This is a genomic window from Streptomyces sp. TG1A-60 (assembly GCF_037201975.1).
GTDB lineage: Bacteria > Actinomycetota > Actinomycetes > Streptomycetales > Streptomycetaceae > Streptomyces.
Window position 1 is genome coordinate 3,439,193 of the sequence record NZ_CP147520.1, and the last position, 15,772, is coordinate 3,454,964.

Sequence of the window (15,772 nt, forward strand, 5' to 3'; positions counted from 1 at the left end):
GTACCGCTCTCTCGTTGCCCCCTCAGGGGCCGGGCTCAGCCCAGCTTGCTGACGTCGCGGACCGCGCCCTTGTCGGCGCTGGTCGCCATCGCGGCGTAGGCGCGGAGCGCGGCGGAGACCTTGCGGTCGCGGCCCTTGGGGGCGTAGACGCCGTTCAGGGCCTGGTCGCGGCGGGCCAGCTCGGCGTCGTCGACCAGCAGCTCGATCGAACGGTTCGGGATGTCGATGCGGATGCGGTCGCCGTCCTCGACGAGGGCGATGGTGCCGCCGGCTGCCGCCTCCGGTGAGGCGTGGCCGATGGAGAGGCCGGAGGTGCCGCCGGAGAAGCGGCCGTCGGTGATGAGCGCACAGCTCTTGCCGAGGCCGCGGCCCTTCAGGTACGAGGTCGGGTAGAGCATCTCCTGCATGCCGGGGCCGCCCTTGGGGCCCTCGTAGCGGATGACGGCGACGTCGCCCTCCGTGATCTGTTTCATGAGGATCTTCTGGACGGCCTCCTCCTGCGACTCGCAGACGACCGCCGGACCCTCGAACGTCCAGATCGACTCGTCGACGCCGGCCGTCTTGACCACGCAGCCGTCGACGGCGAGGTTGCCCTTCAGCACCGCGAGTCCGCCGTCCTTGGAGTACGCGTGCTCGGCGGAGCGGATGCAGCCGCCCTCGGCGTCGTCGTCCAGGGAGTCCCAGCGCTCGGACGTGGAGAAGGCCTCGGCGGAGCGGACGCAGCCCGGGGCCGCGTGCCACAGCTCGACGGCCGCGGGCGACGGGGAGCCGCCGCGCACGTCCCACGTCTTCAGCCAGTCGGCGAGCGAGGGGCTGTGGACGGAGTGCACGTCCTCGTTGAGCAGGCCCGCGCGGTGCAGCTCGCCCAGCAGGGCGGGGATGCCCCCGGCCCGGTGCACGTCCTCCATGTAGTACGTGCGGTCCTTGGCGACGTTCGGCGCGACTTTCGCGAGGCACGGGACGCGGCGCGAGACCGCGTCGATCTCGCCCAGGCCGAAGGGCACGTCCGCCTCCTGGGCGGCGGCCAGCAGGTGCAGGATCGTGTTGGTCGAGCCGCCCATGGCGATGTCGAGGGCCATGGCGTTCTCGAAGGCCGCGAAGCTCGCGATCGCGCGGGGCAGGACCGTCTCGTCGTCCTGCTCGTAGTAGCGGCGGGTGATGTCCATGACCGTGCGGGCCGCGTCGACATACAGCTGCTTACGGGCCGTGTGCGTGGCGAGGACCGAGCCGTTGCCCGGGAGGGAGAGGCCGATGGCCTCGGTCAGGCAGTTCATCGAGTTGGCGGTGAACATGCCGGAGCAGGAGCCGCAGGTCGGACAGGCGTTCTCCTCGATACGGAGGATGTCCTCGTCCGAGATCTTGTCGTTCACGGCGTCGGAGATCGCGTCGACCAGGTCGAGCGTGCGGACCGTGCCGTCGACGAGGGTGGCGCGGCCTGACTCCATGGGACCGCCGGAGACGAAGACGGTCGGGATGTTGAGCCGCAGGGCGGCGTTCAGCATGCCCGGGGTGATCTTGTCGCAGTTGGAGATGCAGATCAGGGCATCCGCGCAGTGGGCCTCGACCATGTACTCCACGCTGTCCGCGATCAGGTCGCGGGAGGGGAGGCTGTACAGCATGCCGCCGTGGCCCATCGCGATGCCGTCGTCCACGGCGATCGTGTTGAACTCGCGCGGGATGCCGCCGGCCTCGCGGATCGCCTCGCTGACGATCCGGCCCACCGGCTGGAGGTGGGTGTGGCCCGGCACGAACTCGGTGAAGGAGTTGGCGACGGCGATGATCGGCTTGCGGCCGATGTCCGCGCCCGGTACACCGGAGGCGCGCATAAGGGCGCGGGCGCCCGCCATGTTGCGGCCGTGGGTGACTGTGCGGGACCTCAGCTCGGGCATCGCGCTCGCTCCTTCAGAGACTGCGATCAGAGACTTCTGACTGAGTCGAGCGTACGCCCGTTGCTCCACGGGTCGGACACCTCGTCCGGAATACGGGACGGGTGTCTCGGTTTTCGACTGCGGGCCCGCCGTGGTCGCTCGCGCCCACGCGGCGGAGCCACACATGTCACAGCCCGGCTCCCCTAAGGGCTTGCAGAGAATTAACTTACTGGTCCTGAACTTGACTTCGCAGGTCAGTGCGCTACTCGCCCGCATGTTGTTCCTCTGCAGGCCCTAAGAGGTCCTTGCGCTGTGAGCGCCAGGACTCCCTAGGGGCGCGGTGAGGTGAGCCTGCACCACGGGCGCCACCCTCCTGATGATCTGCTCCGGGTCCGCCGACGCCAAGGGCTCGACCTCGATCACATACCGGAGCATCGCGATGCCCACGAGCTGCGCCGCCGCCAGCTCGGCGCGCAGTTCGGCGTCCGGGAAGTCCAGGCGGTCGGCGATGCGGCGGAGTACCTGTGCGGCGATGATGCGGCGGAAGACGGCGGCGGCGGCCTCGTTGTTCACGGCGGAACGGACGATCGCGAGCACGGGCGCCCGGGTCGCCGGGTTCTCCCAGATGCCGAAGAAGAAGCGGGTGAGCCGTTCGCCGACGCCGTCGAGCGGGCCCTCCTCGACGGCCTTGGGGGCCTCCAGTGCCGGGGCGAAGGACAGCGTGACGGCCGCCTCGAACACCTGGTCCTTGGTGCCGAAGTAGTGGTGCACGAGCGCCGAGTCCACCCCGGCGGCCTTGGCGATGCCGCGTACGGACGTCTTGTCGTAGCCGCGCCCGGAGAACTCCTCGCGGGCCGCGGCGAGGATGCGGTCGCGGGCCGCGGGGGCGTCGGCCTCCGTACGGGGCGGCCGTCCCCGGCGGCGGGGGGTGGCCCCGGTCACGGCCGGGGCACCTTCATGGCGGAGGCGAGGTGCAGCCGGGTGAAGGCGAGGGCCTCCGCCAGGTCGGCCTCGCGCTCGGCGCCGGACATGGCGCGACGGGTGTTGACCTCGATGACGACGTGGCCGTCGAAACCGCTCAGGGCGAGACGTTCCAGCAGCTCGGCGCAGGGCTGGCTGCCGCGGCCCGGCACGAGGTGCTCGTCCTTGGCCGAGCCCTTCCCGTCGGCCATGTGCACGTGGCCGAGCCGGTCCCCCATCCGGTCGACCAACTCCAGGGCGTCGGTGCGGGAGGTCGCCGCGTGGCTGAGGTCGATCGTGAAGTGCCGGTAGTCGTCCTTCGTCACGTCCCAGTCGGGCGCGTACGCGAGCATCTCGCGGTCGCGGTAGCGCCAGGGATACATGTTCTCCACGGCGAACCGGACGTCCGTCTCGTTCGCCATCCGCCAGATGCCGGTGACGAAGTCGCGCGCGTACTGGCGCTGCCAGCGGAACGGGGGGTGCACGACGACCGTGCTCGCGCCGAGCTTCTCGGCGGCTGCCTGGGCGCGCTGGAGCTTGACCCACGGGTCGGTGGACCACACCCGCTGCGTGATCAGCAGACAGGGGGCGTGCACGGCGAGGATCGGGATCCGGTGATAGTCGGAGAGCCGGCGCAGGGCCTCCAGGTCCTGGCTGACCGGATCGGTCCAGACCATGACCTCCACGCCGTCGTAGCCCAGGCGCGCGGCGATCTCGAAGGCCGTTGCCGTCGACTCCGGATACACGGAGGCCGTGGACAGGGCGACCTTCGCATCCGGGATGCGTACGGGTTCTGCCACGCAGGACAGCCTAAGGGGTGCGTTTCGTGGTGCGGGCCGGGGAGGGGTGTCGGCCGAGGGTGAGGCGCCGTCGCCTGATCGCCGCCGGGGCTTTCTCGGTGGGCGTGTGCGGGCGGTTCGTGGCTGCTCGCGCCCACACGGCCAAGCCGCACCTGTCACAGCCCCGCGCCCCCTGAGGGGCGCCGCTGCCCCGCGCCCCGCCACAAGGCGCCCGAACACCTAGACCGTACCCATGTGGTCCAGGCGGCGCAGGATCACGCCCTCCCGCAGGGCCCACGGGCAGATCTCCAGGGTCTCGACCCCGAACAGGTCCATCGCGCCCTCGGCCACCAGCGCGCCCGCGAGCAGCTGGTTGGCGCGGCCCTCGGAGACGCCGGGGAGGGCGGCGCGTTGGGCGGTGGTCATGTCGGCGAGTTTGGGGACCCAGGACTCCAGCGCCTGGCGCTTGAGGTCACGCTGGACGTAGAGGCCCTCGGCGGAGCGGGCGGCGCCGCCGATGCGGGCGAGTTGTTTGAAGGTCTTGGAGGTGGCGACGATGTGGTCGGGGGCGCCGAAGCGGCTGAACTCACCGACCGTACGGGCTATCTCGGTTCGGACGTGGCGGCGCAGGGCCCGCACGTCGTCCGGGGCGGGCGGGTCGCCGGGGAGCCAGCCGGCGGTGAGGCGGCCGGCGCCGAGGGGCAGTGAGACGGCGGCGTCGGGCTCCTCGTCCATCCCGTAGGCGATCTCCAGGGAGCCGCCACCGATGTCGAGGACGAGGAGCTTGCCGGCCGACCAGCCGAACCAGCGGCGGACGGCGAGGAAGGTCAGCCGGGCTTCCTCCGCGCCGGCGAGGACCTGCAGTTCGACGCCGGTCTCGTCCTTGACGCGGGCGAGGACGTCGTCGGCGTTGCTGGCCTCGCGCACCGCGGAGGTGGCGAACGGGAGCATCTCCTCGACACCCTTGTCCTCGGCGGCCTGGAGCGCCTCGCGGACGACGGCTATGAGTTTGTCGACCCCTTCGGAGTCGATCGCCCCGGCCTCGTCGAGGAGTTGCGCAAGGCGCAGCTCCACCTTGTGTGAGTGCGCGGGCAGGGGGCGCGCGCCCGGGTGTGCGTCCACCACCAGCAGATGCACCGTGTTCGATCCCACGTCGAGGACACCGAGTCTCATGTACGGAACGCTACTGCCAGCGGAGCCGTGCACCGTCCTGGATGTGGTCTCGGGCGCCGTACTCTGGACGCGTGCCAAAGACGAAAAAGGCAAAGGCCGACAAGTCGACAGCGGGAGCGGCGGCGACAGCCGGATCGTCGCGGGCCAAGGCGGCGACGAAGCCCCCGAAGTCGAAGAAGGGGCCGGCGGAGTCCGGCGCGCCCGACGAGAAGGGACTCGATTTCGCGCGCGCCTGGGTGGAGTTCCCTGATCCGGCGGACGACGAGCAGGTCTTCCGCTGCGATCTGACATGGCTGACCTCGCGCTGGAACTGCGTCTTCGGCAGCGGATGCCAGGGCATCCAGGCGGGCCGAGCGGCCGACGGGTGCTGCACTCTGGGTGCCCACTTCTCCGACGAGGACGACGAGAAGCGGGTCGCCGAGCATGTGGCGAGGCTCACTCCGGAGATCTGGCAGTTCCACGATGTGGGCACGGAGACCGGCTGGGTCTCCGAGGACGAGGACGGCGACCGTCAGACCCGCCCGTACCAGGGCTCGTGCGTCTTCCAGAACCGGCCCGGCTTCGCCGGCGGCGCGGGCTGCTCGCTGCACATCCTGGCCCTCCAGGAGGGCCGCGAGCCACTGGAGACCAAGCCGGACGTCTGCTGGCAGCTGCCGATCCGACGCACCTACGACTGGATCGACCGGCCCGACGACACGCGTGTGCTCCAGGTGTCGATCGGCGAGTACGACCGCCGCGGCTGGGGTCCGGGCGGCCACGACCTGCACTGGTGGTGCACGTCGGCGACGTCGGCGCACGGCGCGGGCGACCCGGTGTACGTGTCGTACCGGCCGGAGCTGATCGAGCTGATGGGCAAGGCGGGGTACGACCGCCTGGTCGAGCTGTGCGAGCAGCGACTGGCGTCGCGGCTGCCACTGGTGGCACCGCATCCGGCGGATCCGGTAGGGCCGTAAGGGGCATGGACGGCCTTGGGGAGCTGGAACTCCGCAAGCGCACTACGAGGCCGGCGGGAACCCGCCGCCGTCGCTCGGCGGTGGGGTCGGGTCCGGGTCGGTCTGGTCCGGGTCGGTCGGGGCCTGGCCGGTGGGTGTCGGAGCCGGTTCGGGCTGGGCCGGGCCGGTGTGGGTGGGGTCCGGTGCGGGCGCCGGGGGCGGTGCGGTGGGCCTCGGCGGGCCGGGGTTCGGGACGGGCGGGGTCGGCCGGGAGCCGACCGGAGGTACCGGCACCGGGCCGTAGCCCTCGATCGTCACCACGGCTCCCGACGGAGCCAGCGACACCTGCGCCGTCCAGTACCCGGCGGGCTCGCTCAACTGGTCGACGTACACCTTGATCGTCAGTGACTCGCCGGGCCGCAGGGTGCCCGAGGACCGGCTGAGGTAGAGCCAGTCGGCGCCGGTGCGGGCGGACCAGTGGACCGGGGAATCGCCGGTCGGGGTCAGGGTGATGAGGGTGATGTCACCGTCGTTCGCGGCGACGACGGAGAGCGCGCCCCGCCCCTTCCCCTGGGAGACCTCCACCAGGACGTCGTCCGCCGCGCGCTTCCCCCGCCCGAGGCGGGCGCCGGGCTCGGCCCTGGCGCTGCCGGCGTTCTCGTACGTGTCGCCGCTGCCGTCGCCGAGGATTCCGTCGCCGTGTTCCTCGCCCGCGGTGACCGGGCGGCTGTCGCCGCCCTCGCCCATGAGGGGGGCGCCCCGGTAGGCGACCCAGAGGGCGAGGACGGGTGCGGCGACGACGGTGGCGACGACGGTCGTGGTGACGGCACGCGCGCGCAGGCGGTCCCGGCGGGCCGCGCGGTCCCTGGGGTCCATGGGGTCCACGGGGAAACCCCGCCGGTCGAAGCGGGGGGCGCCGCCACGCGCGCGCGTAAGGTGTGCCATCGCCGGTCCCAGAGCGGCGCGCGGGGCTTCGAGCACGGGCAGCGCGGCAGGCGTGACGCTCATGCCGGGCCAGCGGCCGGGGACGGCGCGCTCGGCGGCCCGGCGGCAGACGGGGCAGTCGTCGACGTGCCGGACGAGTGCCCGGCGCAGGGTGGCACTGAGGACGAGCTGATGATCGCCGGTCAGGCGGGCGACGGCGGGGCAGGCGCCGGTCTCGACCACGGCGAGGGCCGCGCGGGTGCGCTCCACCTCGCAGGCGGCGGAGGCGAGCAGTTCGCGCGCGGAGGCGGGGTCCATCCCCAGGACGTCGGCGACCTCGCGGGCGGCGAGCTGATGCCGCACCGCCAACTCCAGCGCCTCACGCTGCTCGGGGGTGGTGCCGACGGCCTCCGGCCAGGCGAGCAGGGCCAGTTCACGCCGCCGCTCCCGCTCCTCGTCCGCGGAGAGCGGCACGGACCCGACGGCGCCCTTCTGAGCGGCCTTCGAGGTGTGCTGCCTCTCGGCACCGTTGCCGCCGTGTGCGGGCCGGCGCCCGGAGACATGTGTGCCCTGGCTCTTCTGCCGGGCCTCGGCGAGCTTGCGCAGACAGGCCCAGCGGGCCAGCGCGTACAACCAGGCCCTGCGGTCGTCGGCGGCGTCGGGGCCCCGGCGGCGCTCGGCGAGCGCGAGCACGTCGGCCAGGGCCGCGGTCGCCGCGTCGCGGTCGCACAGCACGGACAGGCAGTAGGTGAACAGGCCGTCCAGGTACGGCTCGTAGCGCGCCGGCGGGCGCTCCGCCACCGCGTGCGCCGCCGCCCGATCGCGCGCCTCACGGTGCGCTCGGTGTGCGCCGGTGGTGCGGGTCGAGGTCTCCGGACTCCTGCTCATCATCCGTGGACGGTAGGCGCCCGGGAGCAGCGCCTTCCCACCTCTTCAGCACAATTACCCCGTACGGGTGAAACGATCCCTCATAAGGGGACAGGAATCCCGGGTTCCACGGTCGCGGCACATACGTTGTGCACTTCACTGACCGCCACTGCAAAGCAGCCCTACATTCCCGACGACCCAAGTCGCCTCCGGTTACGTCCCGCCACGTCCACCATTTCCCCTCCCCCGCGCGTCGACACGAGCCGCACCTCGTTCGGCGGCGCGGCGTACGTGCCGTACCGCCCGGCGGAGCTGACGGTCGGGCGGCGCTCACAGGGCACCGGCCGCCACCGCGCATGACGGCCCCTTCTCCTCCCTCCGGCACCCCCGGTCTCGCCCGCGAACCGGCCGACCGCCGGATCCCGCTGCGAATATCGATGTCAGTGGGGTCCGTTACGGTTCGTGCATGGCTGCCCGTACGAAGACCGCGAAGGACCGGCCGTCCTACCGCTGCACCGAGTGCGGCTGGCAGACGGCCAAGTGGCTCGGCCGCTGCCCCGAATGCCAGGCATGGGGCACGGTCGAGGAGTACGGCGCGCCCGCCGTCCGTACGACGTCCCCCGGCCGGGTCACCACCTCCGCCGTCCCCATCGGCCAGGTGGACGGCCGCCAGGCCACCGCCCGCACCACGGGCGTCCCCGAACTGGACCGCGTCCTCGGCGGCGGCCTCGTCCCAGGCGCCGTGGCCCTCCTCGCAGGCGAGCCGGGCGTGGGAAAGTCCACCCTCCTCCTCGACGTGGCGGCCAAATCGGCGAGCACCGAGCACCCGACCCTCTACGTCACGGGCGAGGAGTCCGCCAGCCAGGTCCGCCTCCGGGCCGACCGTATCGACGCCCTCCACGACCACCTCTACCTCGCGGCGGAGACCGACCTCGCCGCCGTCCTCGGCCACTTGGACGCGGTCAAACCGTCCCTGCTCATCCTCGACTCGGTCCAGACCGTCGCCTCCCCCGAGATCGACGGCGCCCCCGGCGGCATGGCCCAGGTCCGCGAAGTCGCCGGCGCCCTCATCCGCGCCTCGAAGGAGCGCGGCATGTCGACGCTCCTCGTGGGCCACGTCACCAAGGACGGCGCGATCGCGGGCCCCCGCCTCCTTGAGCACCTCGTCGACGTGGTCCTGCACTTCGAGGGCGACCGCCACGCCCGTCTCCGTCTGGTCCGCGGCGTCAAGAACCGCTACGGCGCCACGGACGAGGTCGGCTGCTTCGAGCTGCACGACGAGGGCATCACGGGCCTCACCGACCCCAGCGGCCTGTTCCTGACCCGGCGCGACGAACCGGTCCCGGGCACATGTCTCACGGTGACCCTGGAGGGCCGCCGCCCCCTGGTCGCCGAGGTGCAGTCCCTCACGGTCGACTCCCAACTCCCCTCCCCCGCCGTACGACGTCGGGCCTGGAGACCTCGCGGGTCTCGATGATGCTCGCGGTCCTGGAGCAGCGCGGCCGTATCAGCGCGCTGGGCAAGCGGGACATCTACTCGGCGACGGTCGGCGGCGTGAAGCTCTCCGAGCCCGCCGCGGACCTCGCGATCGCCCTCGCCCTGGCGTCCGCGGCGATCGACACCCCCCTGCCCAAGAACCTCGTGGCGATCGGCGAGGTGGGCCTCGCGGGCGAGGTCAGACGGGTGACCGGCGTCCAGCGCCGCCTCGCCGAAGCGCACCGTCTGGGCTTCACGCACGCGCTCGTTCCGTCCGATCCCGGCAGGACCCCTCCCGGCATGAAGGTCCTGGAAGTCGCCGACATGGGGGACGCGCTGCGGGTACTGCCCCGATCGCGTCGGCGAGAGGCCCCACGGGACGAGGAGGACCGCCGGTAGACTTTGCCCAGGTCTCGCCGTCCGTACGAACCACGTGTGCGAAACGGGCGCGCCCCAGAACCTGCGACCGGAGGAGTGCAGTGGCAGCCAACGACCGGGCAGCAGCTCCCGGAAAGTCCGGTGGGAGCTCCGGTGCCGATCGCCTGATGCGCGCCTCACTGAGCGCCGTGGCCCCAGGCACTGCGCTGCGCGACGGGCTTGAACGGATCCTCCGCGGCAACACCGGCGGACTCATCGTCCTCGGCTCCGACAAGACCGTCGAAGCCATGTGCACGGGCGGTTTCGTCCTGGATGTGGAGTTCACGGCCACGCGGCTGCGTGAGCTGTGCAAGCTCGACGGCGGCATCGTCCTGGCCTCGGACCTGTCCAAGATCCTCCGGGCGGGCGTCCAGCTGGTTCCCGACCCGACGATCCCCACGGAGGAGACGGGCACCCGGCACCGCACCGCCGACCGCGTGAGCAAACAGGTCGGCTTCCCGGTCGTCTCCGTCTCCCAGTCGATGCGCCTGATCGCTCTGTACGTCGACGGACAGCGGCGCGTCCTGGAGGACTCGGCGGCGATCCTGTCCCGCGCGAACCAGGCCCTGGCCACCCTGGAGCGGTACAAACTCCGCCTGGACGAGGTGGCGGGCACCCTCTCCGCACTCGAGATCGAGGACCTGGTGACGGTCCGGGACGTCTCGGCGGTCGCCCAGCGCCTGGAGATGGTCCGCCGCATCGCCACCGAAATCGCCGAATACGTGGTCGAACTGGGCACGGACGGCCGTCTCCTGGCCCTCCAGCTCGACGAACTGATCGCCGGCGTGGAACCGGAACGCGAGCTGGTGGTCAGGGACTACGTTCCCGAGCCGACAGCCAAACGCTCCCGTACGGTCGACCAGGCCCTCCACGAACTCGACGCCCTCGCCCACGCCGAACTCCTCGAACTCCCCATCGTCGCCCGCGCCCTCGGCTACACCGGCTCCCCCGAGGGCATGGACTCCGCCGTCTCCCCGCGCGGCTTCCGTCTCCTCGCCAAGGTCCCCCGCCTCCCGCGCGCCATCATCGACCGTCTCGTCGAACACTTCGGCGGCCTCCAGAAACTCCTCGCCGCAAGCGTCGACGACCTCCAGACCGTCGACGGAGTGGGCGAAGCCCGCGCCCGCAGCGTCCGCGAGGGCCTGTCCCGCTTGGCGGAGTCGTCGATCCTGGAGCGTTACGTATGACGGGTCCTTGCACTATGAGCGCCCGATGAGGTCGCGTGGTCCGGTGCCGTGCATCGCAAGGCGGAGGGTCGCCCGCGTACTGGGCGTACGCGGGCGATCCCGACAACGCGGCGAGGTGCGGTGCCAGACCACGCGACCCGGGCGTTCATGGTGCAAGGACCTCTAAGGGCTTGCAGAGAATCAACTTACTGGTCCTGAACTCGACTTCGCGGGTCAGTGCGCTACTCGCCCGCATGTTGTTCCTCTGCAGGTCCTAAGGCCTCGGGCCGCGTTGCGGCCCGTCCGGCCGTTTGATGACGAGCCCGAAGGGCGACAGCGGGGGCCCGGGGCGCGGCCTCAGGGTGGTACGGGGTCGAGGGGGCAGCATCCCTGAGGACGGACGGGCAGGGGCGGCGGGGGCGAAGACCTGAGGGCGACTCCGGCCCCAGTGTCCTTCTCCAGCCCTCAGTCCTTCTTTGGCCCTCAGTCCTTCTCCAGCACGAAGGACGTCCGTGCGGTGGCCAGCCCCGGGGCCTCCGCCTCCACCAGGTACGTCCCGGCGGCGGCCGGATCCGCCGACGGCGTCGCGCAGTTGGGCTCGCTCGGATCCCGGTTCCACTCCACTGTGTAGGTCACCCGATCCCCCGCCGGCACCTTGAACACCAGGCTGCCCGCGGTCTCATGGCAGTCCTCGGACGACCAGAACGCGTCGTCCGCGTCAGCCGGAGTGATCGTCACCACCGTGTTGTCCGGCCCGAGGTCGAGCTTGCAGTCACCACCGGAGGAGTTACGGGCGATGAGTTCGAATGTGGGGTTCACCCCGGGCACGTAGGCGTTGCGCACGCTGCGCACGGTCAACTTCACGGCCCCGGCGGTGCAGTCGGGCAGGCTGGAGTTCGCCGGCACCTGTTCGCCGGAGCTGCTCCCGTTCTTGCCGCCGTCGTCCGACGTACCGCCCCCGGCAGCTCCTGCGCCCCCTGAGCCCGAACCGGAGCCCGAACCGGAGTCCGAACCAGACCCGGAACCGGAGTCGGCGCCCGACCCGTCGCCCCGGGAACTCGCCTCGTCGCCCGACTCGTCGCGCCCGCCCGGCGCCTGACTGATCGCGGGACCCGAACCGGACGGCCCGGGGGTGATGGAGGTCACGGGATTCTTGCCGTTGGGCTCGCCCGCCTCGTTTCCGCCGCCCCCGCCGCCGCTGGTGACGACCCAGGCGACCAGCAGCGCGAGCAGGCCGACGACAGTCAGCAGAATGGCCCTCCGTCGCCAGTAGATGGAGGAGGGAAGCGGCCCGATCGGATTGCGCAGAGATCCCACGGCGCAAACTTTACGAGAGATACGGCACATCGCTTGCCCCACCCGCCGCCCGAGACTCAACTTTTCCGGATCATCATTCCGGTCGCCCCCGCCACTGGCCCGACCGGGCGGTTCACGATCGCGTTACGTGACCGGAGAGACCGGTCGCGCACCCTCCGTGACCGCGACCGCTCCTCGCGCGGACCACGAACGCCCCAGCCACACCCACCCGTTCACCAAACCCGCTCACGGGCCCGCCTCCGGCAACCGTCCCCACCACCAGAGCGCCCCGGAGGAAGACGCGGGGCGGATCCACGGCAGCGATGTCGGGGCCGCCGCGGAAGGCCGTTGGCTCCTGACCATCGACCTGTTCGACGGGGCCGGCCCCGCCTTCGTCCGCGGTACGCGGAGATCACCGAACGGCCGCACGGCCATGCACGGGACCGCCGGCCGCCGCGCTCCGTGAGATCGACGAGGCGGCCTTCGCACTGCCGTTCGCCCTTGACCCCGAGGACCACGTCCGGGCCTCACGGACATCGCGACGAAACCCGGCCCGCGACTGGACCGGCGCCCGGCCCTGACTTCACCTTCCTGGCCCCCCTCTCCCGACCCACCCCCGCCGGTCCCCGCCCCCACCGTTCCCGCATGGCAGGATCGTTGATGCCATGACTGCACCCACGAAGCCCCAGAGCAGCCCCGTCGCCGTAGCCCCCACTGCCCTGCACACCCCGGTGATCGCCTGGTTCGAGACGCACGCGCGTGATCTGCCCTGGCGGCGGCCTGAGGCGGGGGCGTGGGGGGTGATGGTCAGCGAGTTCATGCTGCAGCAGACCCCGGTCAATCGCGTACTGCCCGTTTATGAGCAGTGGTTGGCGCGCTGGCCCCGTCCGGCGGACCTGGCGAAGGAGCCGCCGGGTGAGGCGGTGCGCGCTTGGGGCCGGCTCGGCTATCCGCGCCGCGCACTGCGACTGCACGGCGCGGCGGCGGCCATAACGGAACGGCACGGCGGGGACGTACCGCAGGATCACGCGCAGCTGCTCGCGCTGCCGGGGATCGGCGAGTACACGGCCGCGGCGGTGGCCTCGTTCGCGTACGGGCAGCGGCACGCCGTGCTGGACACCAATGTCCGCCGTGTCCTGGCCCGCGCGGTCAGCGGCACGCAGTACCCGCCGAACGCCACCACGGCCGCCGAGCGCAGACTCGCCCGGGCCCTGCTGCCCGAGGACGAGGGCACGGCATCCCGCTGGGCCGCCGCGTCGATGGAGCTGGGCGCGCTGGTGTGCACGGCGAAGAACGAGACGTGTCAGCGCTGCCCGATCGCCGGGCACTGCGCCTGGCGCCTCGCAGGGAAACCCGCGCACGACGGTCCGGCCCGGCGCGGCCAGACGTACGCCGGTACCGACCGCCAGGTCCGCGGCAAGCTCCTCGCCGTACTGCGGGACGCGATCACGCCCGTACCGCAGACGGTTCTCGACCGGGTGTGGGACGAGCCGGCCCAGCGCGCCCGCGCCCTCGACGGGCTGGTCGCCGACGGACTGGTGGAACCGCTGCCGGGCGGTCTCTACCGTCTCCCCCTCAGCTGACCGCCCCTGGCCGCACGTCACCGCCGATCACCGGGGCCCAACGGGGCAAGCGGGCCCATTCCCACCCCAAGGGGCAGTCCGCCTCACCCCGTTCCTCCTTCTGTTACACAACCGACGGACAGCCGAGCGTTCACCGCAGGCTGCCTCGGACGTGTCCGTGACAACCCCTCCGTAGCTTCATGGACGTACCGCAGGAACCCGCGAAACGAACCAGCGGATCCGGCGGAACGAGCGGCACGAAGCGGTGGACAACCGGCGGCGCGCGAGAGCGCGGCCGTCGGAAACGGGGAACGGAGGCGGTTGATCATGGCGCACGGCGAGGTGCTCGCATTCGAGGAGTACGTACGCACCCGGCAGGACGCGTTGCTGCGCAGCGCCCGTCGGCTCGTCCCGGACCCGGTGGACGCCCAGGATCTGCTGCAGACGGCGCTGGCGCGGACGTACGGCCGCTGGGACGGCATCGCGGACAAGCGGCTGGCGGACGCGTATCTGCGCCGAGTCATGATCAACACGCGGACGGAGTGGTGGCGGGCCCGGAAGCTGGAGGAGGTCCCGACCGAGCATCTGCCGGACGCCTGCGTCGACGACTCCACCGAGCAGCACGCGGACCGCGCCCTCCTCATGGACATCATGAAGGTGCTGGCTCCCAAGCAGCGCAGTGTCGTGGTGCTGCGACACTGGGAGCAGATGTCCACGGAGGAGACGGCCGCCGCGCTCGGCATGTCGGCCGGCACGGTCAAGAGCACGCTGCACCGTGCGCTGGCCCGGCTCCGCGAGGAGTTGGAGTCACGGGACCACGAGGAGCGCGCCGCCCGCGCACTCGAACTGAGCAAGGAGCAGGAGCGTTGCGCGGCCTGAGCACAGCGGCCGACCCGGGTCCAGGGGTCAGGCAGCCCGCAAAGGCGGTGATCACGGCGGTGGCCGTGCTCGCCGCCCTCGGCCTTTCCGTCTCCGCCTGCGGCACGGGCGGGACCGGCGCACGCGACGAGGGTCCGGCGGAGAACGACTCCCTGGGCCCCGGCGCGGCCTCGCCGGCCGTCACCGCCTCGGCCGCCGGCGACCATCCGAGTGTGGGCCAGGTCGTCCGCATGGTCCGGGCCGACCCGCAGGTCAGCAAGGCGGTGAAGAGTGATCTGGAGCCGTGCGTGGCGAACAGGTACCCGGTCGACGTGATCTACGGCGACCTCACCGGGGGCTCGGCGGACGACATCGTGGTCAACGTGCTGTCCTGCGCGGACGCCGTCGGCGTGGCCTCGTACGTGTACCGGGCGGAGAAGGGGAAGTACCGCAGCGTCTTCCTCTCCGAGCAGCCCCCCGTCTACGCGGAGATCGACCGGGGAGACCTGCTGGTCACCAGGCAGTTGTACGAGAACGACGACTACGGCGACCCGGCCTCGTATCCGTCCAGCGAGGACGTGACCACCTACCGCTGGCTGAAGGACCGCTTCGTCCAGCGGTCCAGTACCCGCACCGAGTACAGCACCTCGGTCGGCGGTGCGGAGACGGCCACCCCCGAGCCGCACTGACACCGCCACCACTGGCGCGGCCGACGCCGACGGGCATCATCACCTTCGTTACCTTCGATCACTACCGAGAACGGACGAGAAGACCGGATGGCAGAGCAGACCCACGTCCTGTTCGTCGAGGACGACGACGTCATCCGTGAGGCCACCCAGCTCGCGCTGGAACGGGACGGCTTCGCGGTCACGGCCATGCCCGACGGGCTGTCCGGCCTGGAGGCCTTCCGCGCGGACCGGCCCGACATCGCGCTCCTCGACGTCATGGTGCCGGGCCTGGACGGGGTCTCGCTGTGCCGTCGTATCCGTGACGAGTCGACCGTCCCGGTGATCATGCTCTCCGCGCGCGCCGACTCCATCGACGTCGTCCTGGGCCTGGAGGCGGGCGCCGACGACTATGTGACCAAGCCGTTCGACGGCGCGGTGCTGGTCGCCCGGATCCGCGCGGTGCTGCGCCGGTTCGGACACGCGAGCGGTGGCGACGCCAAGGCCGAGGAGGCCGGGTCCCCCGGCACCGGCGGGGTGCTCACCTTCGGTGAACTGGTGATCGACACCGAGGGCATGGAGGTACGGAAGGCCGGGGTACCGGTGGCGCTGACGCCCACCGAGATGCGGCTGCTCCTGGAGTTCTCCTCGGCCCCCGGCACGGTCCTGTCCCGCGACAAGCTGCTCGAACGCGTGTGGGAATACGGCTGGGGCGGCGACACCCGGGTCGTGGACGTCCACGTCCAGCGGCTCCGGACGAAGATCGGCCAGGACCGCATCGAGACGGTTCGCGGCTTCGGCTACAAGCTGAAGGCCTGAGCGGGGCGAG

The 15,772-nt window shown here is 71.7% G+C and carries 13 protein-coding genes and 1 pseudogene; 8 read left to right on the plus strand and 6 right to left on the minus strand.

From position 1 onward, the window contains the following. Nucleotides 1–35 precede the first annotated feature (35 nt). The 4 genes from ilvD to WBG99_RS14545 form a co-directional block, all read right to left on the minus strand. Entirely contained in the window at nucleotides 36–1,889 is a 1,854-nt protein-coding gene (gene ilvD, locus WBG99_RS14530) for a dihydroxy-acid dehydratase (RefSeq protein WP_338896715.1), read from the minus strand. 273 nt (nucleotides 1,890–2,162) lie between these two features. Next, nucleotides 2,163–2,810 carry a TetR family transcriptional regulator gene (locus tag WBG99_RS14535; protein ID WP_338896716.1) on the minus strand — a complete coding sequence of 216 codons (648 nt, stop codon included), beginning with the start codon at nucleotides 2,808–2,810 and terminating at the stop codon, nucleotides 2,163–2,165. Next, nucleotides 2,807–3,628, minus strand: coding sequence for a sugar phosphate isomerase/epimerase (locus WBG99_RS14540; protein WP_338896717.1), 822 nt, complete (start codon nucleotides 3,626–3,628; stop codon nucleotides 2,807–2,809). The genes WBG99_RS14535 and WBG99_RS14540 overlap by 4 nt, the downstream gene beginning before the upstream one ends. Before the next feature lie 219 nt (nucleotides 3,629–3,847). After that, nucleotides 3,848–4,780 carry a Ppx/GppA phosphatase family protein gene (locus WBG99_RS14545; RefSeq protein ID WP_338896718.1) on the minus strand — a complete coding sequence of 311 codons (933 nt, stop codon included), beginning with the start codon at nucleotides 4,778–4,780 and terminating at the stop codon, nucleotides 3,848–3,850. Between the two features lie 71 nt (nucleotides 4,781–4,851). Here WBG99_RS14545 and WBG99_RS14550 point away from each other — a divergent pair, with 71 nt between their 5' ends. Further along, entirely contained in the window at nucleotides 4,852–5,733 is an 882-nt protein-coding gene (locus tag WBG99_RS14550; protein ID WP_338896719.1) for a hypothetical protein, read from the plus strand. Between the two features lie 42 nt (nucleotides 5,734–5,775). On the opposite strand, the gene WBG99_RS14555 is transcribed toward WBG99_RS14550, so the two are convergent. Beyond that, on the minus strand, nucleotides 5,776–7,527 hold the full coding sequence (locus tag WBG99_RS14555) for a hypothetical protein (protein ID WP_338896720.1): 1,752 nt from the start codon (nucleotides 7,525–7,527) through the stop codon (nucleotides 5,776–5,778). A gap of 442 nt (nucleotides 7,528–7,969) precedes the next feature. Between WBG99_RS14555 and radA the strand changes: the two are divergent. Continuing rightward, nucleotides 7,970–9,378 (plus strand): annotated as a pseudogene (gene radA / locus WBG99_RS14560) (DNA repair protein RadA). 80 nt (nucleotides 9,379–9,458) lie between these two features. Next, nucleotides 9,459–10,583, plus strand: a complete 1,125-nt coding sequence (gene disA / locus WBG99_RS14565) for a DNA integrity scanning diadenylate cyclase DisA (RefSeq protein ID WP_338896721.1) — start codon at nucleotides 9,459–9,461, stop codon at nucleotides 10,581–10,583. Nucleotides 10,584–11,045: 462 nt separating this feature from the next. Here the strand turns inward: disA and WBG99_RS14570 are convergent, their stop codons facing one another. Then, nucleotides 11,046–11,879, minus strand: coding sequence for a hypothetical protein (locus WBG99_RS14570; protein WP_338896722.1), 834 nt, complete (start codon nucleotides 11,877–11,879; stop codon nucleotides 11,046–11,048). Nucleotides 11,880–12,006: 127 nt separating this feature from the next. On the opposite strand from WBG99_RS14570, the gene WBG99_RS14575 reads away from it, so the two are divergent. The 5 genes from WBG99_RS14575 (at nucleotide 12,007) to cseB (ending at nucleotide 15,762) form a co-directional block, all read left to right on the plus strand. Then, nucleotides 12,007–12,324 carry a hypothetical protein gene (locus tag WBG99_RS14575; protein WP_338896723.1) on the plus strand — a complete coding sequence of 106 codons (318 nt, stop codon included), beginning with the start codon at nucleotides 12,007–12,009 and terminating at the stop codon, nucleotides 12,322–12,324. Between the two features lie 199 nt (nucleotides 12,325–12,523). Then, nucleotides 12,524–13,441, plus strand: a complete 918-nt coding sequence (locus WBG99_RS14580; protein ID WP_338896724.1) for an A/G-specific adenine glycosylase — start codon at nucleotides 12,524–12,526, stop codon at nucleotides 13,439–13,441. 306 nt (nucleotides 13,442–13,747) lie between these two features. Next, a complete protein-coding gene (locus tag WBG99_RS14585) occupies nucleotides 13,748–14,299 on the plus strand; it encodes a SigE family RNA polymerase sigma factor (protein WP_338896725.1) in 552 nt (183 codons plus the stop codon). Next, nucleotides 14,287–14,967, plus strand: a complete 681-nt coding sequence (locus WBG99_RS14590) for a hypothetical protein (protein WP_338896726.1) — start codon at nucleotides 14,287–14,289, stop codon at nucleotides 14,965–14,967. The genes WBG99_RS14585 and WBG99_RS14590 overlap by 13 nt, the downstream gene beginning before the upstream one ends. An 87-nt stretch (nucleotides 14,968–15,054) precedes the next feature. Continuing rightward, on the plus strand, nucleotides 15,055–15,762 hold the full coding sequence (gene cseB, locus WBG99_RS14595) for a two-component system response regulator CseB (RefSeq protein ID WP_338896727.1): 708 nt from the start codon (nucleotides 15,055–15,057) through the stop codon (nucleotides 15,760–15,762). Nucleotides 15,763–15,772 lie beyond the last annotated feature (10 nt).